Origin of the sequence: Bradyrhizobium sp. LA6.1 (assembly GCF_040547805.1) — a bacterium.
Taxonomy (GTDB): Bacteria; Pseudomonadota; Alphaproteobacteria; order Rhizobiales; family Xanthobacteraceae; genus Bradyrhizobium; species Bradyrhizobium barranii.
The window spans coordinates 18,983-39,703 of the sequence record NZ_JBEPQK010000022.1 but is presented as its reverse complement, the minus strand read 5'-3'; the positions used below and the strand labels follow the sequence as shown (position 1 = coordinate 39,703).

The following is a 20,721-nucleotide window of genomic DNA, read 5'->3' as shown; positions in this document are numbered from 1 at the left end:
GTTTCGTGTTTCAGTAGCGTTCCTCGACGAACTTCAGGCCGCGCAGGCTCGCCTGGTCGTTGTAACGTCCCTTGTCGGACCGCGGCGGCAGCTTGACCTTCTCCCGCTTGACCTTCTTGTAAGGGATCGTTCTCAGGATGTGCGAGATGACGTTGAGCCGCGCTCGCCGCTTGTCGTCGGAGCGGATCAGTCGCCACGGTGCATGCTTCGTGTCGGTCGCCTCGAACATCGTGTCACGCGCGCGCGAGTAATCGTACCAGCGTCCGAACGACTCGGTGTCCATCGGGCTCAGCTTCCACTGCCGCAGCGGATCCTCGATACGCGCCTTGAAGCGGAGCTCCTGCTCCTCCATCCCGACCTCAAGCCAGAGCTTGATCAGGACGATGCCGGCGTCCACGGCGAATTTCTCGACCAGCGGACACAATTCCAGGAAGCGCTTGTGTTCGGTCGGCGAGCAGAAGCCCATGACGTACTCAACGCCGGCGCGGTTGTACCAGCTGCGGTCGAATATCACGATCTCACCGCCGGCCGGGAATTGCTCGATATAGCGCTGCAGGAACAGCTGGGATTTCTGCCGGTCGGAGGGCGCGGGCAGGGCGCAGACACGGAACACGCGCGGGCTCACCTTTTCGGTCAGCGCCTTGATGGTCCCGCCCTTGCCGGCCGCGTCGCGCCCCTCGAAGATGATGATCACCTTCAGTTTCTGGGCTCTGACCCATTCCTGAAGGTGACACAACTCGACCTGGAGTTTTTCGAGCTCCTTCTCATAGTCCTTCCGCTTCATCCGCTCCACGGGCGCGTCCTTGGCCATGCTCAATCACCCCAGGAAATGGTCACCCCGATGTCGCCGGGCACACCGCCTGGAAAATCGATGATCTGATAGGCGATGCGATAGCCGCGCGGTTTCAGGTAATCGCTCCAGAGCTGGAAGATTTCCTTCGGAATCCCGGTCAGGGTGTTCTCCCAGCCCGCTTCCATCTGATTGATGGCGCGGCCCTTGTCGGTGCACAGCGTGTTGGGGAAGCGATAGACCAGAACTTCGGTCAAGCCGTTCCGCACCGCACGCTGGATGATCGTCGAGGCGAGCTTGATCTTCTCGTCCTCGGTCTTGCCAGAAGGCTTGCTGAGGCGTTCAATGAGGGCGTGTTTCTCGGCTTCGGCGGCGGCGGCAAGGCGCGCATACTCGTCGGCCTTCTCTGCCTCCTTGAGGGCTGCTTCTTTCCGGATCTGCGTGGCGCTGGGGATGAGATCATCGATGCCGGGCATGGCAGGCGGCTCCTGTTGTTGCACGTCAACTTTCAGGCGAGGCTAGGTGGGGCCGTTCCAGGCCCGTTGATCCAAATCAAGCAATTGCGCCACCCGATACCGACACTGCTTTCGACGCATTCAAGTGGAAACGCGCCTGACGAGGAGAGAACGTTGAGCGATCAGCTTCATCCGATGGCCCCGCATCATCTACCGTTCTATCTCGCACCGGGAAGCGGGGCGGATCCGCTGATGGTCGTGATGGGAATTTTCCTGATCGGCACCGTGCTCTGGGTCGGTACTCTTTATTGGAAACTGCACAGCCTGCCCGAGCGAATGGCGCACAAGTCGCAGAAGCTGCAATTCGAATTCGTAGCCGTGCTCGGCCTGATCTCGCTCTTCACGCACATGCACATCTTCTGGATCGCAGGCCTGCTGCTGGCCATGATCGACATTCCCGACTTCGGCGGTCCGCTGCGCAGCATCGCCGATTCCGTGGAGAAGATCGCGGATGCGACGCCCGAAGACAGCGACGCGGCCACGCAGGCCAGCCCACGACCGACAGGTGGCGACACGCCGCCTCCAGAAAAGCCGGGGCCCGCGAAGGAGAAGGAGCACAGCCATGTTTGAGCTGATGTTCTGCTCGCTGCTGACGATCCTGCCCGACTATCTCTACCGCCGCTACGTCCAGGGCAAGCGCTTTGGCAAGGAGATTACCTTCTTCTCCATCTGGTACGAGCTGCGCTGGGGCATTACCGGCTGCCTGATGCTGACGGTGTCGCTGATCACCATGATCTTCTATTTCCATCCGTCGACATCCAACGCAACGCTCTATTTCCGTACCGTGCCGATCTTGCCCGAAGGCTCGGGCCGCGTGGCCGAGGTCAAGTTCGGCTTCAGCGCGCCGGTGAAGAAGGGCGACGTGCTGTTCACGCTCGACGCCTCGAAGCAGCAGGCCGCGTTTGAGACCGCCAGGCGCAAGATTGCCGAAGTCGATGCCGCCATGCAGACGGCACAAGCTGACGTGGCCAAGGCCGAGGCGCAGATCGGCGAAGCGAAGGCGAATTACCAGCAGGCCAAGGACGAGCTCGACGTCAAGACCGAGCTGCAGCGCCGAAATCCCGGCATCGTGCCGCAGCGCGATATCGAAAAGCTCCAGGTGCTGGTCGACCAGCGCCAGTCCGGCATCGATGCCGCGACGGCCGCGCGGCAGTCGGCGGCCTTGCAGGTTTCGACCTCGCTTCCAGCGCAGAAGGCGAGTGCCGAGGCGACGCTTGATCAGGCCCAGGTCGATCTCGACAAGACACTAGTCCGCGCCGGCGTCGACGGGCGCGTCGAGCAGTTCCTTGTGCGCCCCGGCGACGTCGTCAACCAGTTGATGCGGCCGGCGGGAATCCTGATTCCGACGGAGGCCGGCCGATCGGTCCTTCAGGCCGGCTTCGGTCAGATCGAGGCCCAGGTGATGAAGACCGGCATGGTGGCGGAGGCGACCTGCATCTCGAAGCCGTGGGTCATCATCCCGATGGTGATCACGACGGTGCAGGACTACATCGCCACCGGCCAGTTCCGCTCCGGCGAGCAGTTGCTGGAAGCGCAGAACGCCGTTCGGCCCGGCACGATCCTGGTGTTCCTGGAGCCGCTCTACAAAGGCGGCCTCGAGGGCGTGACGCCGGGCTCGAGCTGCATCGTCAACGCCTACACCAGCAATCACGAAGAGATTTCCGCCAAGGACACGCCGACCAGCCGGAAGATCGCGCTGCACGTCGTCGACGGCGTCGGCCTGGTCCATGCCCTGCTGCTGCGCATACAGGCGTTGCTGCTGCCGATCCAGACGCTGGTGCTGAGCGGGCACTGACGTGCCAGATCGGATCGTTTCGCCCCGTCCTGCGTGCAGCTTGACTGCGTCCTCGGCACTGTCGAAGCGGCCCATTTGCCGCTAGAATTGTGGTCCGGAGGCGCCGGAGAGCGGTTGAGGCGAAGGGGAACGGGCGCATGACCATGGCGTCGGTCAAGCAGTGGCTGGTTGCTGCCACGCTGTTGGGTCTCGGCTTGTTGCTCGCCGCGTGCATGCTGTCCGGGCCCGCGCGAGCCGCTGAGCCCGGCTCGGCTGCGCGCAGCGAGCCAAAGCGCGTGCTGATCCTGCACTCCTTCGGCCGCGAGTTTCGCCCCTGGAGTGAATATGCGCGGAGCATCAAGGCCGAGCTCGAGCGGCAATCGCCCTGGCCGCTCGACGTCCAGGAGCACACGCTGCTCACCGCCCGTTTCAACAGTCCGGGCCCCGAAGCGCCCTTCGTCGATTATCTCGGTTCGCTCTACCAAGGCAGGCCGCCCGACATCGTGCTGAGCATCGGCGCACCCGCGGCGCGGTTCGTGCAGAGATACCGTGCGAAGCTCTTTCCGGAAACGCCGACGGTGCTGACCGTGGTCGAACAACGACTGGTGAACCGCCTCGACCTCACCGACAATGACGTGGTCGTGTCCGTCCGCAATGATTTCGTGGCGGCCTTCGAGAACATTCTCAAGCTCTTGCCCGATATCAAAACGGTTGCCGTTGTGGTCGGTGCCTCGCCCCTCGAGAAATTCTGGATCGACGAGGTGAAGCGGGAGTTGAAACCGCTGGAAGGCCGGCTCGACCTCGTCTGGTACTCGGACCTGCCGTTTGAGGAGATCCTGAAGCGCGCATCGGTGCTTCCGCCTCATTCCGCGCTGTTCTGGGGGCTGATGTTGGTCGATGCTGGCGGCATTGTCCACGAGGGCGATATCGCCCTGCACAGGCTGCATGCTGTCGCGAACGCGCCGATCTTCTCGTATCAGGAACCTTTCTTCGGCGACGCCAGCGTCGGCGGGCCCATGCACTCCGTCGCCGAAACCAGTTCGAAGACCGTCGGTGCCGCGATCCGGATCCTCGGCGGCGAGAAGCCGGCCCGTATCAAATACGAGCCGATCGGATTCGGGCCGCCGAAATATGATTGGCGGGAGTTGCAGCGCTGGGGGATCGGCGAGAGCAGTCTGCCGCCGGGCAGCGAAATCCTGTTTCGTGAGCCGGCCCTCTGGGATCGCTATCATTGGCAGATGCTGCTGATCGCGGCCGTGATTTTGATACAGGCCGGCTTCATCGGCGGACTTCTGAGCGAGCGCCATCGCCGTCAATTGGCCGAGATCGAGTCGCGACAGCGCCTGACCGAACTCGCCCACGCCAATCGGTACTCGGCCGTCGGCGAGTTGACGACGTCGATTGCCCACGAGCTGAACCAGCCGCTCGGGTCCATTCTGACCAATGCCGAGACGGCGGAGCTCATGCTCAAAGCCACTTCACCCGACATCAACGAGATTCGCCAGATTCTAGCCGACATCAGGCGCGACGATCAGCGGGCGTCCGAGGTCATCCGCAGGCTTCGCAGCGTCCTGAAGAAGCGGCCGTTTGAAATCAAGGACACCGAACTGAACGACACGGTGCGGGAAGCAATTGGTCTGGTGACAGCGCTCGCCGACGGGCGCCGGATCACGCTGGCTTACGCGCCGGCCGCTGCGGAGCTGCACGTCAAGGGCGATCCCGTGCAGCTGCAGCAGGTCGTTCTCAATCTGATCATCAATGCGTTGGATGCGGTCTCCGACGCGGACATGAAGAAGCGCGAGGTCAGCGTATCGACCGGGCGCGCCAGAGGCCACGCCGAGATCCGGATCGCCGACACCGGTTCGGGCATTGCGGTCGGTGACCTCGCGAACATCTTCAATCCATTCTTCACGACCAAGCCTCAGGGCATGGGTATGGGGCTTGCAATCGTCAAGACCATCGTCGAGGCCCATCACGGCACCATAGCCGCCGAGAACCAGCCGTCGGGCGGCGCGCTGTTCACGATCAGGCTCCCGATCATCCACTAGCGCGGACGTTGAGCGATCCGGCAGCCCGGCATTGCTCTCGCGCCGCAACAAGGCGGCGAAGCCGTCCTTCGGGTTGATCTTGATCAATAAACGCCAGTACCGCGGCCCGATCTTGGTGGTCGGAAAGTTCGATGGAGGATGGCATGTTTCGCTGCGGCAAGACCCTGTTGGCGCTTGCGCTCGTGGTTGCGATCCCGGTCGTCGCGACTGCTCAGACCGCCGACAAGCCGGCGGCCCCGAGCACGCAGGCGCAGCCGGCAAGTCCGCCGGCACCGGCCGCCGAGGTTCTGAAGCCCGAGCAGCTCGAGGCCCTGGTCGCGCCGATCGCACTCTATCCCGATGAGCTGCTTGCCAATCTGCTGGCTGCCTCGACCTATCCGCTCGAGGTGGTGCAGGCCGACCGTTGGCTGAAGGACCACAAGAGCCTGAAGGGCGACGCGCTGAAGGCGGAGGTCGACAAGCAGGGCTGGGACGACAGCGTCAAGGCGCTCGCAAGCACGGCCGATGTTCTCTCCATGATGAGCGACAAGCTCGACTGGACCCAGAAGCTCGGCGATGCCTTTCTTGCGCAGCAGCCCGACGTGATGGATGCGATCCAGCGTCTGCGCAACAAGGCCTATGACAACAAGAAGCTGGTCACCACCAAGCAGCAGAAGGTCAGCGTCCAGAGCCAGGAAGGCAGGCAGGTCGTCGTCATCCAGCAGGCCGATCCGGAGACGATGTACGTCCCCTATTACGATCCGGCGACGGTCTATGGCACCTGGCCCTATGCGGACTATCAGCCGTATTATTTCGGCTATCCATCCTATATCGGTGCTGGCGTGGTCGCTGCTGGCCTCGCCTTCGGCACGGCCTGGGCGATCGGGCGCTGGGGCAATTACTGGGGCGGCGGCGCCAACTGGGGTAACCGCAACGTCTACGTCAACCGTCGCACCACCAACATCAACAACGGCTGGCAGCACAATCCGGCGCATCGCCAGGGGGTGCGCTACAACAACGTCAATGTTCAGCAGCACTTCGGGAACAACAATATCAGGGCTGGCGCGTCGGACCGGATGGACTTCCGCGGCCGCGATGGAAACCAGGTGCTGCGTCCGAACCAGGGTGCGGGAGATCGGGCGGGAGATCGCGCCGGCGACCGTGCCGGTGATCGTGGCGGTCCGGGTGATCGTGCAGGAGATCGTGCTGGTGATCGCGGTGATCGTGCCGGCAATCGCGGCGACCGGCCCGGCGGCGGCGATCGCGCTGGCGCGGGAGATCGTGCCAAGGGTGGTGGAGATCGCGCCAAGAATGCAGGCAAGAATGCAGGTAAGGGCGGTGGTGATCGTGCAAAGGCTGCCAACCGTGCCGGCGGCGGCGCTGCCGCCAATCGTGGCGGTGGCGGCAATCGCGGCGGCGCGATGAACGTCTCCTCCGGTCGGGCGGCGGCCGCAGCATCGGCGCGCGGACGCTCCAGCATGGCGAGCATGCCGCGCGGTGGTGGCGGCGGGGGCTATGCCGGGCGCGGCGGCGGCGGCGGAATGGCCATGCATGGTGGTGGTGGTGGCGGCTTCCGTGGTGGAGGCGGAGGAGGAGGCCGCGGCGGTGGCGGCGGTGGCCGGCGCTCCGACATCGCGCTGAAGCACGACATCACGCTGCTCGGCCATCTCTCTAACGGCCTCGGCTATTATCGCTTCAGCTACATCGGCAGCGACAAGGCCTATGTCGGCGTGATGGCGCAGGAGGTGGAGCAGGTGATGCCTGACGCCGTGACGCGCGGCAGCGATGGTTATCTGCGCGTCTATTATGAAAAGCTTGGCCTGACATTCCGCACCTACCGCGATTGGCTCGCCGACGGCGCGAAGATCCCTGCGGAGGTGACGCCATGATCGGCCTGAAATCGCTCCATCGCGCGATCCTGGCGGGCGTGGTGGCGCTCGCCATGCTTGGCTCGGCGGCACAGGCACAGCAATCCTACAAGACACCGGAGGATGCGGCCGCCGCGCTCGCGGCCGCAGTCAAAAGCGGGCCGGGCGACATTCTGAAGGTGCTCGGCAGGGCCGCCGAGGATATCGTCTCGTCCGGTGACGAGGTCGCCGACAACGACATCCGTCAGCGCTTCACGTCGATGTACGACGCCAAGCACGGCATCAAGGCGGAGGGCAACAAGACCGCGACCTTGATACTGGGGCCGGACGATTTCCCGTTCCCGATTCCGCTGCTCAACACCAAGACAGGCTGGGCGTTCGACACCGACGAGGGGCGGATCGAGGTGCTTCGCCGCCGCATCGGCCGCAACGAGCTCGACGCGATCCAGACCGCGCTCGCCTATGTCGATGCCCAGAATGAATACGCCGACAAGGATCGCGGCGAGGGCGCCGGTGTCTACGCGCAACGCTTCCTTTCCACGCCCGGCAAGAAGGACGGCCTGTTCTGGCGTGACGACAGTGATCCGAGCCCGCTCGGCGCGCTGGTCGCGGAGGCCTCGGCCGAAGGCTACAAGCAAGGCACAGGCGAGGGACCCGCGCCTTATCACGGCTACTACTTCCGAATACTGAAAGGCCAGGGTTCCGACGCGCCCGGTGGCGCGCTCAACTACGTCGTCAAAGGCAAGATGATCGGGGGCTTCGGACTGATCGCCTGGCCCGCCGAATACGGCAATTCCGGCGTGATGACCTTTCTCGTCAATCATGCCGGCACCGTCTACCAGAAGGACCTCGGCAACCGCACGGCGGTCATCGCCGAGCGCACCACGCTGTTCGATCCCGACCAGACCTGGAAGAAGGTCGATGCCGCGAAGCCATAAACCGGAACGCATGCGGCGCGCGATCGCAATCGGCTTTACGGCGCTCGTGGTGCTCCTGCTCGCGATGCCGGCCACGCCGTCGTTCGCGCAAGCGAGCGGCCATGTCCAGGTGAGGTTCGTCAAGGCTGGCCTGCTGGTCGGAGGCGGCACCGGCAGTGGTGTGCTGAACTACCGTGGTCGGAACTATCCCTTCAAGGTCTCCGGCTTGAGCGTCGGCATCACGGCCGGTGCGACCGTCGGCAGATTTGATGGCCGGGCATCAGGCATTCGCGATGTCGGCGACTTCGTCGGCAGCTATAGCTCCGTCGGCGGCGGCTTCGCACTCGTCGGCGGCGTCAACGGCGCCCATCTGCGCAACGAAAAGGGCGTGACGATCGTGCTGCAAGGCCCGAAGGCCGGACTTGAGCTCGCCTCCAACATCAGTGCGATCACGATCGCCTGGAAGTGAGCGCCTCGAGCCTGGGGTTACCGGGCCGCGATGGCAGTCATCTCGAGTTTGACGCCCGGACCGAGATCGGCCACGCCGATCGCAGCGCGCGCCGGCAGGTGAGCTTCCGCAAAGTGCGCCTTCCAGGCCGCATTGAACTCCGCCTTCTCCTTCAGGTTGGTCATGAAGATGGTCACCTGCAAGACGTTGGCGAGATCGGAGCCGAGCGTCTTCAACAGGCGCGCCAGCTGCCCGAGGACGTCGTTGGCCTGGCCCGACATATCGAGGCTGGTGTCCTCGGGGACGATCCCGCCGATGTAGAGCACGCCATTATGCTCGACCACTTCGTGGAGGAGTCCTTCGTAGGGCAAGACGCGCTGGATCATGATGAGACCGATGTTGCTGTGGGGATGGGCGGCATATCGCACATTTCCATATCGATGTCGTTTGAAGAGATTTCGCGACCGGGGCGTCCCGAAGGTCATTCAACAAGATATTGAAAATAAAGAATAAATTGGCTTAAGAATCGCCGCTCGTCGCGCGGTCGGACGGTCACCAAGCTGTACTTGCGCGCGGGAGCCCGGCGTTTCCGACGGCCCTGATCCCGACGACATCGGGATGCGGATCGGTATACTGCCACCGGAATCGACGCGGCAGCGGCTGGGCCCGTGCCGTACCGGAACAAGGATCAGATGATGGACGATACGATTGGCTTCCCCGACCCCGGCCTCGACCTGTCTGACGGCTTCAAGCCCCACACCTCGCATTGGGGCGTGTTTTCGGCGCGCCAGAGCGAAGCCGGGCTCGAGGTCAGGGCCTATGCGGGCGACCCCGATCCGAATGGCATCATCGGCAATTTCCCCGGCGCGCTGCGTCATCAGGCGCGCATCGCCCAGCCGGCGATCCGCCGCGGCTGGCTCGAGCGCGGACCTGGCCCGGACGATCGCCGCGGCCGCGATGAGTTCGTCTCCGTCAGTTGGGAGAAGGCGCTCGATCTGCTCGGCGACGAGCTCGGCCGCATCCGCGACACGCGCGGCCCCGGCGCCGTGTTCGGCGGCTCCTACGGCTGGTCGAGCGCGGGCCGCTTCCATCACGCCCAGAGCCAGGTGCATCGCTTCCTCAACATCGCAATGGGCGGCTATGTGCGCTCGGTGAACACTTACTCTTCGGGCGCATCCTCGGTGCTGCTGCCGCAGATCCTTGCGGGCTACGAGGACATCACCAAGCGCAACGTCACCTGGGAGCAGATTGCCGAGAACACCGACATCGTGCTGGCGTTCGGCGGCATGGCGCTGAAGAACTCCATGGTGGCCGGCGGCTCGATCAGCAAGCATGTCGAGCGCGGCGCCATGGAAGCCGCGCGCCGGCGCGGCTGCGCGTTCATCCTGGTCAGCCCGCTGCGCGACGATCTTCCCGTCGAGGCCGGCGCCGAATGGATGACGTGCCTGCCCGGCACCGACACCGCCCTGATGCTCGGCATCGTCCACACACTTGTGAGCGAAGGCCTGCACGACCAGGCCTTCCTCGATCGCTACACCGAAGGCTGGCCCGTGTTCCTGCGCTATCTCAATGGCGAGAGCGACGGGCAGGCCAAGCATGCCGAATGGGCCGCCGCGATTTGCGGTGTCGATGCGGACGCGATCCGCGAGCTCGCGCGTCGCGCCGCCGGAAAGCGTGCGCTGATCACCGTTTCGCATTCGCTCCAGCGCGCCGAGCATGGCGAGCAGCCGGTGTGGATGGGCATGGTGCTCGCAGCAGCGCTCGGCCAGATCGGCCTGCCCGGTGGCGGCTATGCTTATTCGCTCGGCGCGATCGGCTATTATGGCCGCCGCGTCAACGACGTGCCGGGACTGACGCTGGGGCAGGGCCGCAACGGCGTGCGCGATTTCATTCCGGTCGCGCGCATCGCCGACATGCTGCTCAATCCCGGCACGACCTATCGCTACAATGGCGAGACGCGTACCTATCCGGACATCCGCCTCGTCTACTGGGCCGGCGGCAATCCCTTCCATCACCACCAGGACATCAACCGCTTGCGCAAGGCTTTTGCGCAGCTTGATACGTTCGTCGTGCACGAGCTCGCCTGGACCGCGACGGCGCGGCACGCGGACATCGTGCTGCCCTCGACGATGACGCTGGAGCGCGAGGACATCGGCTATTCGACCAACGATCCCCTGATGGTCGCGATGCACAAGATCGCCGAGCCCTTCGGCCTTGCGCGTGACGATTACGACATCTTTGCCGATCTCGCCGAGCGCCTGGGTGCGCGCGAACCTTTCACCGAAGGGCGCACGTCGCGGCAGTGGCTCGAACACCTGTACGAGCCGACTCGCGCCTCGCTTCAAGCGCGTGGCCTCGAGGCGCCTGATTTCGACGAATTCTGGCGGCGCGGCAGCCTGGTCGTGCCGCAACAGCCCGATGACGGTGGCCGGCTGCGCAGCTTTCGCGAGGATCCGGCCAATCATCCGCTGCCGACGCCGAGCGGACGCATCGAGATCTATTCAGCCAAGATCGCTGCGCACGGCGATGCCGATTGCCCCGGCCATCCGGTCTGGCTCGACAAGACCGACATGCCGAAACCCGGCGCGCCGTGCTTCCTCGTCGCCAACCAGCCGGTGACGCGCCTGCACAGCCAGCTCGACTTCGGCGGCCATTCGCTGGGCGCGAAGCATCGCGGCCGCGAGGTGGCGCGCATGAATCCACGCGATGCCGATGCACGCGGAATCAAGGACGGCGACATCATCCGGCTGTTCAACGAGCGCGGCGCCTGTCTCGCCGCCGTCCACGTCACCGACGGCATCGCGGCCGGCGTCGTGCAGCTTCCGACCGGCGCGTGGTACGACCCGATGGACCCCGAGGACGAAGCGCCGCTCTGCGTTCACGGCAATCCCAACGTGCTCACCCGCGACATCGGCACCTCGTCCTTCGCGCAGGGCTGCACCGGCCAGCTCACGACGGTCGAGGTGGAGAAGTTCACCGGCAATCTGCCGCCGATCCGCGCGTTCGATCCGGTGTAGGCGCGTTGCCGGGATTGCTGCGGCCGTAGTGCGAAGGCGCCGGACTACGCTGCGCTCTATCCGGTCTACGCGCGAAATGCGCTCGCAACGACGACGTGGAGGGAGTGTGAGTCATACTGCGCTCTCGTGCCCGTGCCGTAGCGCGTCCAGGACACGAGAGGCAGAAAGAAAAGGGGCCGTCCTGTGTGGGCGCAGGGACGGCCCCGAGTGGCTCGCAGACCCGGAAGGAAAAGGGCTCGAGCCGGCGCGAGTGGCAGGGCACTCACGCCAAAGAAATCGCAAACCGGTCGAAGTGCAGATGGCGTGATCCCAAGTGCCTTGATCTCAAGTCGCTTGATTCCAAGTCCCTTGATTTCAGATCCCTCGATCCCAATTCGCCTGCCGCCGCACGAACTACGCGGCTGCGCCGACCATCCAGTCCATGTCCGCGGCAGGGCGCCGCCGCGGAAGCGCCTCCGTAGCAGGCAGAACAGCCCTGCTGGCCAGACGCCAGCGTGCCGGTGACTCGCCGCTGATGCGCTTGAACACGGTCGAAAAATGCGCCTGGGTGCTGAAGCCGACGGCAAGCGCGATCTCCGCCAGCGGCCGCTCGGTCGTCGTGAGCAAGGTCTTCGCATGCTCGACGCGATGATTGAGCAGATATTCGCGCGGACGGTAGCCGGTCGCGGCGCGGAACTGTGCCGCGAAATGCATCCTCGAGAGGCCTGCGACATTGGCGAGCTCTGACAGGCTGATGCAGCGATCAAAGTGATCGGCGATATATTGCTCGACGCGGCGTAGCCGCCATTTCGGCAAGGCATTGACTTTTGAGCGTGGCAGCTCGAGCCGGGTCAGATGCATCGCAAGGGTCTCGCCGATGCAGCGCGCGAACTGCTGGTCCGCGGTATCGCCATGCTCGGTCAGTGCCTTGGCGAGCTCGGCTGCGAGCGGGTCGCGCAGCAGGACGAGGTCGTTGAGGCCCTCGGTCGCCGGCCGCGCCGCCGAAAAATGATCGGTGGAGATGTGGAAGTGCAGGAAAGCGCTGGGCGACTGGAATTGCACGCCGAGAAGCTTCGATGGCGCACTGACGTACAGCGTGCCCGCGGGCATGGTGCCGTCGAAGATGATCTGACGGTCCCGCGTCAGCTTTACCCGAGCGGTCTTCAGGGCGATGGCGACGAAATAGCGGTCCGCCGGCGTCGTCGCTTCGTGCGACGAGGTGGTCCGAGAATCCTCCCATCGCGAAATCGTGATGTCCGCGTCCAGGCCGCGGTCGATCTTGCGCCATCCGCTTTCCTGCGCGATTGCTCGCATCCCGTGCGAAGCCTCGCGATCACACCGGCTGGTGGGAAATTCGATCCAGGCATGCGCTGCTTGCAAGTCATTGAACATCGCTCGTCCTCTCCTGGCCTCGTCGCCGCTTGCAGCGATCGGCCAACTCTCAGTGCTTTCCACGATCAGAGGATAGGCGTGAGCCAGGCAAGAAGCCCGTTAGTGATGATTAGGAGGTGTTAGATTTTGTGCGAGCGCCTGTAGTGTGACAGCCCGCCGCAGGACGTTTGATTTTGTCCAGCTTTTCAATTATTTGCGCAGATCGGTGCGGTGTGAGGACATTGCAGAACATCGTGCTGCGATCGATGTGCCGGTATGAGGCCGGCGCGGTGCCTCGCTGGACCGCGCATCGACGGCGGGTATAGTCGCCGCGCATTTGAATGAAATGGCCGTCAAGATGAGTCAGAAGTGACCGAACCCCCGGCAGGACATGGCTCGCCCGGCAATGGCGCCGGGGCGAGCCTTGATTTCGACGCAGTCTCGTTCGGACCGTTTTCGCTGCGGTCGCGGTTGCTCGAGAGGGACGGGGCGCCGGTCAAGCTCGGCAGCCGCGCAATGGACATTCTGCGCCTGCTCCTCAGTCGTGCCGGCGAAGTGGTGCCGAAGAACGAGATTCTGAGCTACGCGTGGTCCGGCCTCGCGGTCGAGGAGATCAGCCTGCGCGTCCATGTCGCGGAGCTGCGCAAGGTGCTTGGCGACGGCAAGGACGGGGCCCGCTATATCGCCAACGTCCCGAGCCGCGGCTATTGCTTCGTCGCGCCTGTGCAGCGTGGCGAACGCAACGTGGCGCCCGTGCCCGTATTGCGTGCGCCCGAACGAGCGGCGGCGCCTGCGGCCTTGCCACACCGGCTGGACCGGATGATCGGTCGGGACGATGTGCTGCCCGAGTTGTCGGCGCGTCTGCTGAGCGACCGCTTCGTCACGCTGCGAGGACCGGGCGGCATCGGCAAGACCACGGTTGCGACCGCGCTTGCGCATGACCTGTGGCAGGCGTTCGAGGGGCACGTTCATTTCCTCGAATTCGGCCCACTGAAGGACGCCACGCTGGTCGCGAGCACGGTTGCCGCTGCTCTGGGCCTCGTCGTGCATCACGATGATCCCTCAGGCAGCATCGTCAATTTTCTGCGCGGACGGCGGCTGCTTCTCATCCTCGACAGCTGCGAGCACGTCATCGACGAGGTCGCGCGTCTGGCCGAAAACATCTATCGCGAGGCACCTGGCATCGCCATTCTCGCCACCAGCCGCGAGTCGCTGCTGGTGGAAGGCGAGCAGATCTTCGAGCTCGTTCCGCTGGCCGGCCCGCCGCAAGGCGCCCGCCTCAGCGCTGGCGAAGTGCTGGATTATCCGGCCGCGCAGCTGTTCATCGATCGTGCCGCGGCCGCAGGCCATCGCGGCGATATCACGGACGACGATGCCGACGTCCTGGCCGAGATCTGCGGCAAGCTCGACGGCATCGCGCTCGCGATCGAGCTCGCCGCCGTGCGCGTCGGCGTCTACGGATTGCGGGAGATGGCCGCGCTGCTCGACTCCAGGCTCAAGCTCGAATGGCGCGGACGGCGAACGGCGCCCCCACGGCAGCAGACGCTCGGCGCGACGCTCGACTGGAGTTTTGGCCTGATCGGCGAGAGCGAACGCACGGTGCTTCAGAGACTCGCCATCTTCGCCGGCCCCTTCACGCTCAAGGGGGCGATCGCAGTCGCCGCGGATGAGGGTGCCGCGGCCGATCGCGTCGTCGATGCGCTGGAGCAGCTCGTGGCCAAGTCGCTGGTGTCGGCACAGCCCGATGGCGCATCGCGGCGCTATCGCCTGCTGGATGCCACGCGCGCCTATGCCATGCAGAAGCTGGTCGACGCAGGCGAAGCGGCAGCGATCGCGCGCCGTCACACGGCATATGTCCAGCGCACGCTCGAAGCCGGCATGGCGGAGCAGGGCGGCGACCCGGCTTCGCGCCTGCAGGCGCGCGCGAGCCTGCTCGCAGATGCCCGCGCGGCGTTGGAATGGAGTTTTGCCAACCACGACGGTGCCGCCTTGCGCGTGCCGCTCGCCGGCAGCGCCGCAAGGCTGTTCGTCGAGCTCAACCTATTGAACGAGGCGCGCATCTGGTCGGGCCGCGCGCTCGCGATGCTCGACGATGCCAACCAGGGCGGCAAATGGGAGCTCGAGCTGCAGTCGACGCTTGGCCACGCCTTCATGTTCACGGAGCGCAACAGCGAGCAGGCCGAGGCCGCACTCCGGCGCGGGCTGGAGATCGCGGAAGCACTCGACGATCACGCCAACGCGTTCAGGCTGCTTTCGCGGTTGAACATGTTCTATCGCCGCACCGGCGACTACAGGCACCTCGTGCCGACCGCACGCCAGGCCGAGCGCATCGCCCGCCAGATCGGCGACACCGCGGGGATCGCAGGCAGCAAGGCGCTTCTCGGCGTGTCCTATCATCTCGCCGGCGACCAGGCCGAGGCGCAGGCCCATCTCGATGAAGGCGTGCGCGACGACGCCGCGCTGCGCGGGACGGAGCCCGGGCATTTCGCCTATTCACGCACGCCGCAGATTCCGCTCGCGCGGGTGCTGTGGCTGCGTGGCTTTCCCGACCGCGCACTCGATTGCGTCCGCCCGCTCGTCGGCGCCGCCGCGCCGCGCGATGTGGTGATGCATTGCATCGCGCTGTGCTGGTCATCCTCGGTGTTCGGCTGGGTCGGCGACTGGGCCGCCGTCGAGACGATGACGGGGCGCCTCGCGACCCATGCGAATTTGCACGGACTCGCGCCGTACGAAGCCGTCGCGACCGGCTTTCGCGCGCAGACCATGATCGCCCGCGGTGAGCCGGCCGGCGGTGTCGATCTGCTGCGGAGCGCGCTGCCGCGCCTGCATGCGGATCGCTACGAGCTCTACGCATCCGCCTTCGCCGGAGACCTGTCGCAGGGACTGGCGGCGCTGGGACGGTTGACGGAAGGGCTGCAGGTCCTGCACGAGACGATCGCCCGCGTCGAGCAGGGCGGCGGAGGTTTTGACATGCCCGAGCTCCTGCGCCGGCGCGGCGACCTCGAGGCGCGGACCGGTGATCTCGGTGCCGCCGAAGCGAGCTTTGCCGCATCGCTCGCGCTGGCGGAGCAGCAGGGCGCGCTGTCCTGGCGATTGCGGACGGAGATGTCGCTCGCGGCGCTTCGGCTTCAGCAGGGTATCAAGAATCCGCTCGACGATCTCGCCGCGACCTATGCGCGGTTCTCGGAAGGATTCGAGACAGCGGATTTGAAGGCCGCCCGGCTCGTGCTGGACGAGGCATCGGCCTGACGAGGCTCAGTCGAACCGGAAATCCGCGAGATCGATCGACACCATCAGCTCGTCACGCAGCGGCATCAGATCGTCGCCGCGCAGATAGATGCGCCGGCGGCTCGGGAGCTTGAAGCCGTCGACGGTGACGGGATCGGATACGTACTGAGCTGCCGGAAAGTTGCCGGCGATCTCGACCCGGTAATCATGCCGGCGGATGAGCATGTCGGGGCCAAAATAGAAATCCTGCTCGGCGCTGTGGCTTGCGATCACGGCCGGGAAGGTCGCCCGCAATCCGCGCCAGACCTCCGCGCCCTCGCGCCAGGGTGCGATCTCCCGGACCTCGAACCCGTCCGCCGCCAGCAGGAATGGCGCAGTCATGTAGGTCCAGAGCGCATAGCCGTTGAAATAGGCGCGATGCAGCGGATCCCAATGCGTGCGCATATCGTGCCGCGCGAACGCGGCGCGCGGATTGTTGCGCTCCGCGACGACGCGGCCGTCCGCAGCCACGATGGCGATCCGCTCCGGGCTGAAGTCGGTGCGCTGGCCGGGCTTGCCGAACGGCTCCACCGAAGCCCGCTCCCGATGCAGCTCGATCCGCATCGTGCGCGGCGCTTGGTCCTGATCGACGCCCTTCAATATCCAGAGGTCGCCGCCGGTCACGATCGTGGCGGTGAGTCGCTCGTGGGCATTCCATCGATCGAGCCCGCCATGGGCCTCGATCGCATTCGCCAGCAGCGGAATCATCCGGCCGTTTCCTCTCGCATCGGTGGTGTCGCCCCAATAGAGATACCCCCGCGCGCAGACGGCCGCCCGTTAAGCGTTGTTAAGTGCCGTTGGCGGGTCCGGCGCCTAGGCTTCGGCCATGACGTCCAGCACCGCGTCGGCAAAGGCCTTCGGCGCCTCTTGCGGCAGATTGTGGCCGATACCGCCCTTGATGGTCCGGTGCGAATAACGCCCGGAGAATTTCTTCGCGTAGGCGGACGGCTCCGGATGCGGCGCCCCGTTGGCGTCACCCTCCATGGTGATGGTGGGCACGGCGATCACGGGCGCCTGCGCCAGTTTCGCCTCGTCGTCAGCATATTTCGCTTCGCCTTCGGCGAGGTCCAGACGCCAGCGGTAATTGTGGATCACGATCGCCACATGGTCCGGATTGTCGAACGCCTTCGCGCTGCGGTCGAAAGTGGCGTCGTCGAAATGCCACTGGGGCGAAGCGAGCTGCCAGATCAGCTTCGAGAAATCGTGGCGGTACTTGTCGTAGCCCTCGCGGCCGCGCTCGGTCGCGAAATAGAACTGGTACCACCATTGCAGCTCGGCCTTCGGTGGCAGCGGCATCTTGCCGGCCTGCTGGCTGCCGATCAGGTAACCGCTCACCGAGACCATCGCCTTGACCCGCTCCGGCCGGAGCGCAGCGATGATGTTGGCGGGGCGCGCACCCCAGTCGAAGCCGGCAATCGTCGCCTTGTCGATTCCGAGGGCGTCCATCAGGGCGACGATGTCGGCCGCGATCGCCGCCGGCTGCCCGTTCCGCATCGTCGCGTCGGAGAGGAAGCGCGTGCTGCCGTAGCCGCGCAGGTAAGGCACGATCACGCGACGCCCGGCTGCAGCGAGCAGCGGTGCGACGTCGACGAAGGCGTAGATGTCATAGGGCCAGCCATGCAGCAGGATCACGGGCGGGCCATCCGCGGGACCCGCCTCGGCATAGCCGACGTTGAGGAGGCCGGCGTCGATCTGTTTCAGGGACGCGAACGAGGTGTTGGCGCCGGGCTTGACGATGGCGGCGGACTTCGCCGGCTTCGCCGTAGCCGTCGTGCTCAGCGCAAGATGGGTCGCGGCGAGCGCCATCGCAGCCCTGCCGACGAAACGACGTCGTTCGTGGCTGATGTTGTCGGTCATGTGTGCCTCCTGTGGTCAGTGCATTGTGCAAGTCGCCGTCAGCCCTTGTGCCCGTCCAGACGCGCAAGGAAGTCGCGGACCAGCGTGGCGATCTCGTCGGTCGCCTCGTCGAGCGCGAAGTGGCCGGCTTCGAGGATGTGGACCTCCGCATCCGGCACATCGTCACGATAGGCCGAAGCGCCGGCGATGGCGAAGGACGGATCGTACTTGCCCCAGACCACCAGCGTCCGCGGCCGCGCCTTGCGCAGCCACTCCTGCCACTTCGGATAGGAGGCGACGTTGGTCCGGTAATCCAGGAACAGCGTGGTCTGGATCTCGGCCTGGCCCGGACGCGTCAGGAATGCGTATTCGTCGGTCCAAGTGTCAGGGTCGTAGCGCTCGGGGTGCGGGCTGGAGCCGAGGTGCCTCTGGCGCGTGGCGGCCAAGGATGTGAAGTTGGCCTTGAGCGCCTCGACCTCATGCGCCGGATCAGCCCAGTATTTGCGACGCGCTTCCCAGAGCGGGCTCAAGCCTTGCTCATGCGAAACGGCATTCTGGATCATGATGGCGCGGACGCGCTCGGGATGCGCCAGCGCCATGCGGAAGCCGACCGGGCCGCCATAGTCCTGCATGAACAGCACGTAGTTGGTCAGGCCGAGCTTGTTCGTCAGCTCGCCCATCACGCCGGCGATGTTGTCAAAAGTGTAGGTGAAGTCGGACGGCGGCGGCGCGCTGCTGTTGCCGAAGCCGGGATAATCAGGCGCGATCAGGTGATATTTGTCCGCGAGCAGCGGCAGCAGGGGTTCCCACATCCGCGACGAGGATGGGAAACCATGGAGCAGCAGCACGGTCGGCGCATCGGCTGGCCCGGCCTCGCGGTAGAAGATATTGAGACCCCCGATATCGATCGTGTGATAGCTGATCGAGCGTCGGCTCGACCGCAGATCCTGTGCCGAGGCCTGCACGGTCGCGCAGGTCAGCGCGGTCGCGAGGGCGAGGGTGGCTGGAATGTTCATGTCATCGCTCCGATGTGGGCGTGCCGCGTCGAGATGTGCCGGCGCGTCATGCGCCGGCAACCGCTCTGACGGGATTGAGCGGCACGCTGCCACCGTGATCGCTGTTGTGCGCGGCAGCTTCCGCTCGCCGGATCACATTCGTGAGCTCCGGCGTAAAGCTTTCGTCATCGTCCTCAATGTGTCAGGTCAGTGCCGGGGCCGTGCTCATTGATGCGCACCGCTCCGATGCGAGTCTGACTTACGCGGCCGACTTCGCCTTCTTGGCGAGCGCGGCGAGCAGCGTCTGCGCGGCCGGGCCGGAGGAGTGCGGATTCTGTCCCGTGATGAGCTGGCCCGCGCTGACGACGTGTACGCCCCAGTTCGCCGTTTTCGAGAAGACCGCGCCGAGCTTCAACATCTCGTCCTCCACGAGGAACGGCACGACATTGGTCAGGCCCACGTCCTCTTCCTCGCCGTTGGTGAAGCCGGTCACTTCCTTGCCCTCGACCAAAGGCTTGCCATCGGGCGTCTTGACGTGGCGCAGCGCACCGGTCGAGTGACACACCACCGCAATGATCTTGCCGGCGGCGAGGAAGGATTCGATCAGCTTGACCGAGTCCTTGTCTTCGGCGAGGTCCCACATCGGGCCGTGACCACCGGGATAGAACAGCGTGTCGAACTCTTCCTGCTTGACGCTGTCGAGGCGCACCGTCTTGTCGAGCTGGGCTTCAGCGGCAGCGTCCGCCTCGAAGCGCAGCGTCAGGTCAGTGCGGAACTCGGGCTCGTTGCTCTTGGGATCGAGTGGCGGCCGGCCGCCCTTGGGCGAAGCCAGCGTGATCTCCGCGCCGGAATCCTTGAACACGTAGTAGGGGGCGGCAAGCTCCTCGAGCCAGAACCCGGTCTTGCGTCCGGTGTTGCCGAGCTGGTCGTGGGAGGTGATAACCATAAGAATCTTCATGACGATCTCCTTGAGTGCGTTCGCCGCGATGACGCATTCCCTCGTGGTGGAGGTGCGCCGGCCTCGGTCTCGTTCGAGCACGACACTTGTTCGTTGCTCGTGAGCCCAATGTTGCACCCAAGGCCGCGTGTTAGCTCGTTATGTATTGTTAGGCGTTGAGAGCAGTGAACGGTTCCAGCTCTCGCGCGTTGCCACCGCTACTCGAACACGGCGTCGAAGATCTCGACGTCCATCAGCACGGGCTTGGCGATCACGCTTCCATCAGGCCGCAGCGTCTGCACACGCCGCAATGTCGGCACGACGATGCCGCCGAAGCTGTCATGGGCCCAGGAATAATGTGCGACCTTGTTTCCGAACAGATCGTGATCCGTCCGCCGTTGCAGGGCGTTCTCGTCGAAGTAGAAGATCTGCTCGGGCGCAAGCGTGATCAGGTTCGGCGGGAACTGCGCGCGCAGCCGACGCCACGTGTCAGCGTTTTCGCGCCACGGCGGAAGCTCCTCCGTGACGACGTCGGGATGGGCGAGCAGAAATGGGTTGGTCAGATAATTCCAGATCGCAACGCCGCAGAAGAAGACGAGGTGCAGTTCGTCCGCGAGCGCAGGAGAGCCGGTCTCGGGAAATGCAGGGCTCGGGTTATCCCAGGTGCGCAGGACCTCACCCTCGAGGCTCTCGATCGTGATCGCGTCGGGTTGAAAGCAGCCGGAGTGTTCACCCCCGGTGATGCCGGTGAAGCGGACCGACTGGGCGCGGGTCGAGCCCTCCGCCGTCACGTCCTTGAATTCGCTGGCATGTCCGGCGCTGGAGAACAACGAGCCGCCGACGGAAAGGTGGAGCGTGAATCGGGTCAAGCTATTCCAGCGGGCCATACCGCCGCTGGCATCAATTACATCGTCAAGAAGCGCCATATCCCGCCATATCCACCGTGAAGTCCCACCACCATGGCGGGGCGGATGCGGCTT

At 65.0% G+C, this 20,721-nt stretch carries 17 protein-coding genes; 8 read left to right on the top strand and 9 right to left on the bottom strand.

Annotated features, from left to right (window positions below):
• Window positions 1-10 precede the first annotated feature (10 nt).
• Together ppk2 and ABIB99_RS37320 are read right to left on the bottom strand one after the other, a co-directional pair.
• Window positions 11-811: a polyphosphate kinase 2 gene (gene ppk2 / locus ABIB99_RS37325; RefSeq protein WP_071911459.1), complete on the bottom strand. Its 801-nt coding sequence runs from the start codon at window positions 809-811 to the stop codon at window positions 11-13.
• 2 nt (window positions 812-813) lie between these two features.
• A complete protein-coding gene (locus ABIB99_RS37320) occupies window positions 814-1,266 on the bottom strand; it encodes a hypothetical protein (RefSeq protein WP_166343343.1) in 453 nt (150 codons plus the stop codon).
• Between the two features lie 174 nt (window positions 1,267-1,440).
• Between ABIB99_RS37320 and ABIB99_RS37315 the strand changes: the two genes are divergently transcribed.
• The 6 genes from ABIB99_RS37315 to ABIB99_RS37290 all read left to right on the top strand — a co-directional run bounded on the left by ABIB99_RS37315 (window position 1,441) and on the right by ABIB99_RS37290 (window position 8,360).
• Window positions 1,441-1,875, top strand: coding sequence for a hypothetical protein (locus ABIB99_RS37315; RefSeq protein WP_049807440.1), 435 nt, complete (start codon window positions 1,441-1,443; stop codon window positions 1,873-1,875).
• The gene (locus ABIB99_RS37310) at window positions 1,868-3,100 is read left to right on the top strand and encodes an HlyD family secretion protein (RefSeq protein ID WP_208087983.1); all 1,233 of its coding nucleotides are present in this window, start codon (window positions 1,868-1,870) and stop codon (window positions 3,098-3,100) included. The genes ABIB99_RS37315 and ABIB99_RS37310 overlap by 8 nt, the downstream gene beginning before the upstream one ends.
• A 137-nt stretch (window positions 3,101-3,237) precedes the next feature.
• On the top strand, window positions 3,238-5,127 hold the full coding sequence (locus ABIB99_RS37305; RefSeq protein ID WP_354180603.1) for a sensor histidine kinase: 1,890 nt from the start codon (window positions 3,238-3,240) through the stop codon (window positions 5,125-5,127).
• Window positions 5,128-5,270: 143 nt separating this feature from the next.
• Entirely contained in the window at window positions 5,271-6,995 is a 1,725-nt protein-coding gene (locus ABIB99_RS37300; RefSeq protein ID WP_166353315.1) for a DUF3300 domain-containing protein, read from the top strand.
• Window positions 6,992-7,912 (top strand): DUF2950 domain-containing protein, encoded by a 921-nt coding sequence (locus ABIB99_RS37295; RefSeq protein WP_247303613.1) that lies wholly within the window; start codon window positions 6,992-6,994, stop codon window positions 7,910-7,912. Before ABIB99_RS37300 ends, ABIB99_RS37295 begins: the two co-directional genes overlap by 4 nt.
• A complete protein-coding gene (locus ABIB99_RS37290; protein ID WP_247303611.1) occupies window positions 7,896-8,360 on the top strand; it encodes a lipid-binding SYLF domain-containing protein in 465 nt (154 codons plus the stop codon). Before ABIB99_RS37295 ends, ABIB99_RS37290 begins: the two co-directional genes overlap by 17 nt.
• 17 nt (window positions 8,361-8,377) lie before the next feature.
• Here ABIB99_RS37290 and ABIB99_RS37285 read toward each other — a convergent pair whose 3' ends face one another.
• Window positions 8,378-8,767: a RidA family protein gene (locus tag ABIB99_RS37285; RefSeq protein WP_479711147.1), complete on the bottom strand. Its 390-nt coding sequence runs from the start codon at window positions 8,765-8,767 to the stop codon at window positions 8,378-8,380.
• A gap of 267 nt (window positions 8,768-9,034) precedes the next feature.
• Between ABIB99_RS37285 and ABIB99_RS37280 the strand changes: the two genes are divergently transcribed.
• Entirely contained in the window at window positions 9,035-11,356 is a 2,322-nt protein-coding gene (locus ABIB99_RS37280) for a molybdopterin guanine dinucleotide-containing S/N-oxide reductase (RefSeq protein ID WP_354180600.1), read from the top strand.
• Between the two features lie 393 nt (window positions 11,357-11,749).
• Here ABIB99_RS37280 and ABIB99_RS37275 read toward each other — a convergent pair whose 3' ends face one another.
• On the bottom strand, window positions 11,750-12,727 hold the full coding sequence (locus tag ABIB99_RS37275; protein ID WP_247303606.1) for a helix-turn-helix domain-containing protein: 978 nt from the start codon (window positions 12,725-12,727) through the stop codon (window positions 11,750-11,752).
• Between the two features lie 348 nt (window positions 12,728-13,075).
• Here ABIB99_RS37275 and ABIB99_RS37270 point away from each other — a divergent pair, with 348 nt between their 5' ends.
• Window positions 13,076-15,955, top strand: a complete 2,880-nt coding sequence (locus ABIB99_RS37270) for an ATP-binding protein (RefSeq protein WP_354180597.1) — start codon at window positions 13,076-13,078, stop codon at window positions 15,953-15,955.
• A 6-nt stretch (window positions 15,956-15,961) separates the two neighbouring features.
• Here ABIB99_RS37270 and ABIB99_RS37265 read toward each other — a convergent pair whose 3' ends face one another.
• The 5 genes from ABIB99_RS37265 to ABIB99_RS37245 all read right to left on the bottom strand — a co-directional run bounded on the left by ABIB99_RS37265 (window position 15,962) and on the right by ABIB99_RS37245 (window position 20,667).
• Window positions 15,962-16,681, bottom strand: a complete 720-nt coding sequence (locus tag ABIB99_RS37265) for a hypothetical protein (protein WP_354180595.1) — start codon at window positions 16,679-16,681, stop codon at window positions 15,962-15,964.
• A 105-nt stretch (window positions 16,682-16,786) separates the two neighbouring features.
• On the bottom strand, window positions 16,787-17,830 hold the full coding sequence (locus tag ABIB99_RS37260) for an alpha/beta fold hydrolase (protein ID WP_354180593.1): 1,044 nt from the start codon (window positions 17,828-17,830) through the stop codon (window positions 16,787-16,789).
• A gap of 38 nt (window positions 17,831-17,868) precedes the next feature.
• Window positions 17,869-18,825 (bottom strand): alpha/beta fold hydrolase, encoded by a 957-nt coding sequence (locus ABIB99_RS37255; protein ID WP_354180591.1) that lies wholly within the window; start codon window positions 18,823-18,825, stop codon window positions 17,869-17,871.
• A 238-nt stretch (window positions 18,826-19,063) separates the two neighbouring features.
• Complete coding sequence (locus tag ABIB99_RS37250) at window positions 19,064-19,762, bottom strand: type 1 glutamine amidotransferase domain-containing protein (RefSeq protein ID WP_354180589.1); 699 nt, start codon at window positions 19,760-19,762, stop codon at window positions 19,064-19,066.
• 197 nt (window positions 19,763-19,959) lie between these two features.
• A complete protein-coding gene (locus tag ABIB99_RS37245; RefSeq protein ID WP_071911486.1) occupies window positions 19,960-20,667 on the bottom strand; it encodes a hypothetical protein in 708 nt (235 codons plus the stop codon).
• Window positions 20,668-20,721 lie beyond the last annotated feature (54 nt).

Bases quoted from the DNA above. Each gene is read 5' to 3' on its own strand.
- ABIB99_RS37260 (WP_354180593.1), bottom strand. From the start codon at position 17,830: ATGACCGACAACATCAGCCACGAACGACGTCGTTTCGTCGGCAGGGCT.
- ABIB99_RS37265 (WP_354180595.1), bottom strand. From the start codon at position 16,681: ATGATTCCGCTGCTGGCGAATGCGATCGAGGCCCATGGCGGGCTCGAT.
- ABIB99_RS37305 (WP_354180603.1), top strand. From the start codon at position 3,238: ATGACCATGGCGTCGGTCAAGCAGTGGCTGGTTGCTGCCACGCTGTTG.
- ABIB99_RS37310 (WP_208087983.1), top strand. From the start codon at position 1,868: ATGTTTGAGCTGATGTTCTGCTCGCTGCTGACGATCCTGCCCGACTAT.
- ABIB99_RS37280 (WP_354180600.1), top strand. From the start codon at position 9,035: ATGGACGATACGATTGGCTTCCCCGACCCCGGCCTCGACCTGTCTGAC.
- ABIB99_RS37295 (WP_247303613.1), top strand. From the start codon at position 6,992: ATGATCGGCCTGAAATCGCTCCATCGCGCGATCCTGGCGGGCGTGGTG.
- ABIB99_RS37290 (WP_247303611.1), top strand. From the start codon at position 7,896: ATGCCGCGAAGCCATAAACCGGAACGCATGCGGCGCGCGATCGCAATC.
- ABIB99_RS37250 (WP_354180589.1), bottom strand. From the start codon at position 19,762: ATGAAGATTCTTATGGTTATCACCTCCCACGACCAGCTCGGCAACACC.
- ABIB99_RS37315 (WP_049807440.1), top strand. From the start codon at position 1,441: ATGGCCCCGCATCATCTACCGTTCTATCTCGCACCGGGAAGCGGGGCG.
- ppk2 (WP_071911459.1), bottom strand. From the start codon at position 811: ATGGCCAAGGACGCGCCCGTGGAGCGGATGAAGCGGAAGGACTATGAG.
- ABIB99_RS37245 (WP_071911486.1), bottom strand. From the start codon at position 20,667: ATGGCGCTTCTTGACGATGTAATTGATGCCAGCGGCGGTATGGCCCGC.
- ABIB99_RS37300 (WP_166353315.1), top strand. From the start codon at position 5,271: ATGTTTCGCTGCGGCAAGACCCTGTTGGCGCTTGCGCTCGTGGTTGCG.
- ABIB99_RS37255 (WP_354180591.1), bottom strand. From the start codon at position 18,825: ATGAACATTCCAGCCACCCTCGCCCTCGCGACCGCGCTGACCTGCGCG.
- ABIB99_RS37275 (WP_247303606.1), bottom strand. From the start codon at position 12,727: ATGTTCAATGACTTGCAAGCAGCGCATGCCTGGATCGAATTTCCCACC.
- ABIB99_RS37320 (WP_166343343.1), bottom strand. From the start codon at position 1,266: ATGCCCGGCATCGATGATCTCATCCCCAGCGCCACGCAGATCCGGAAA.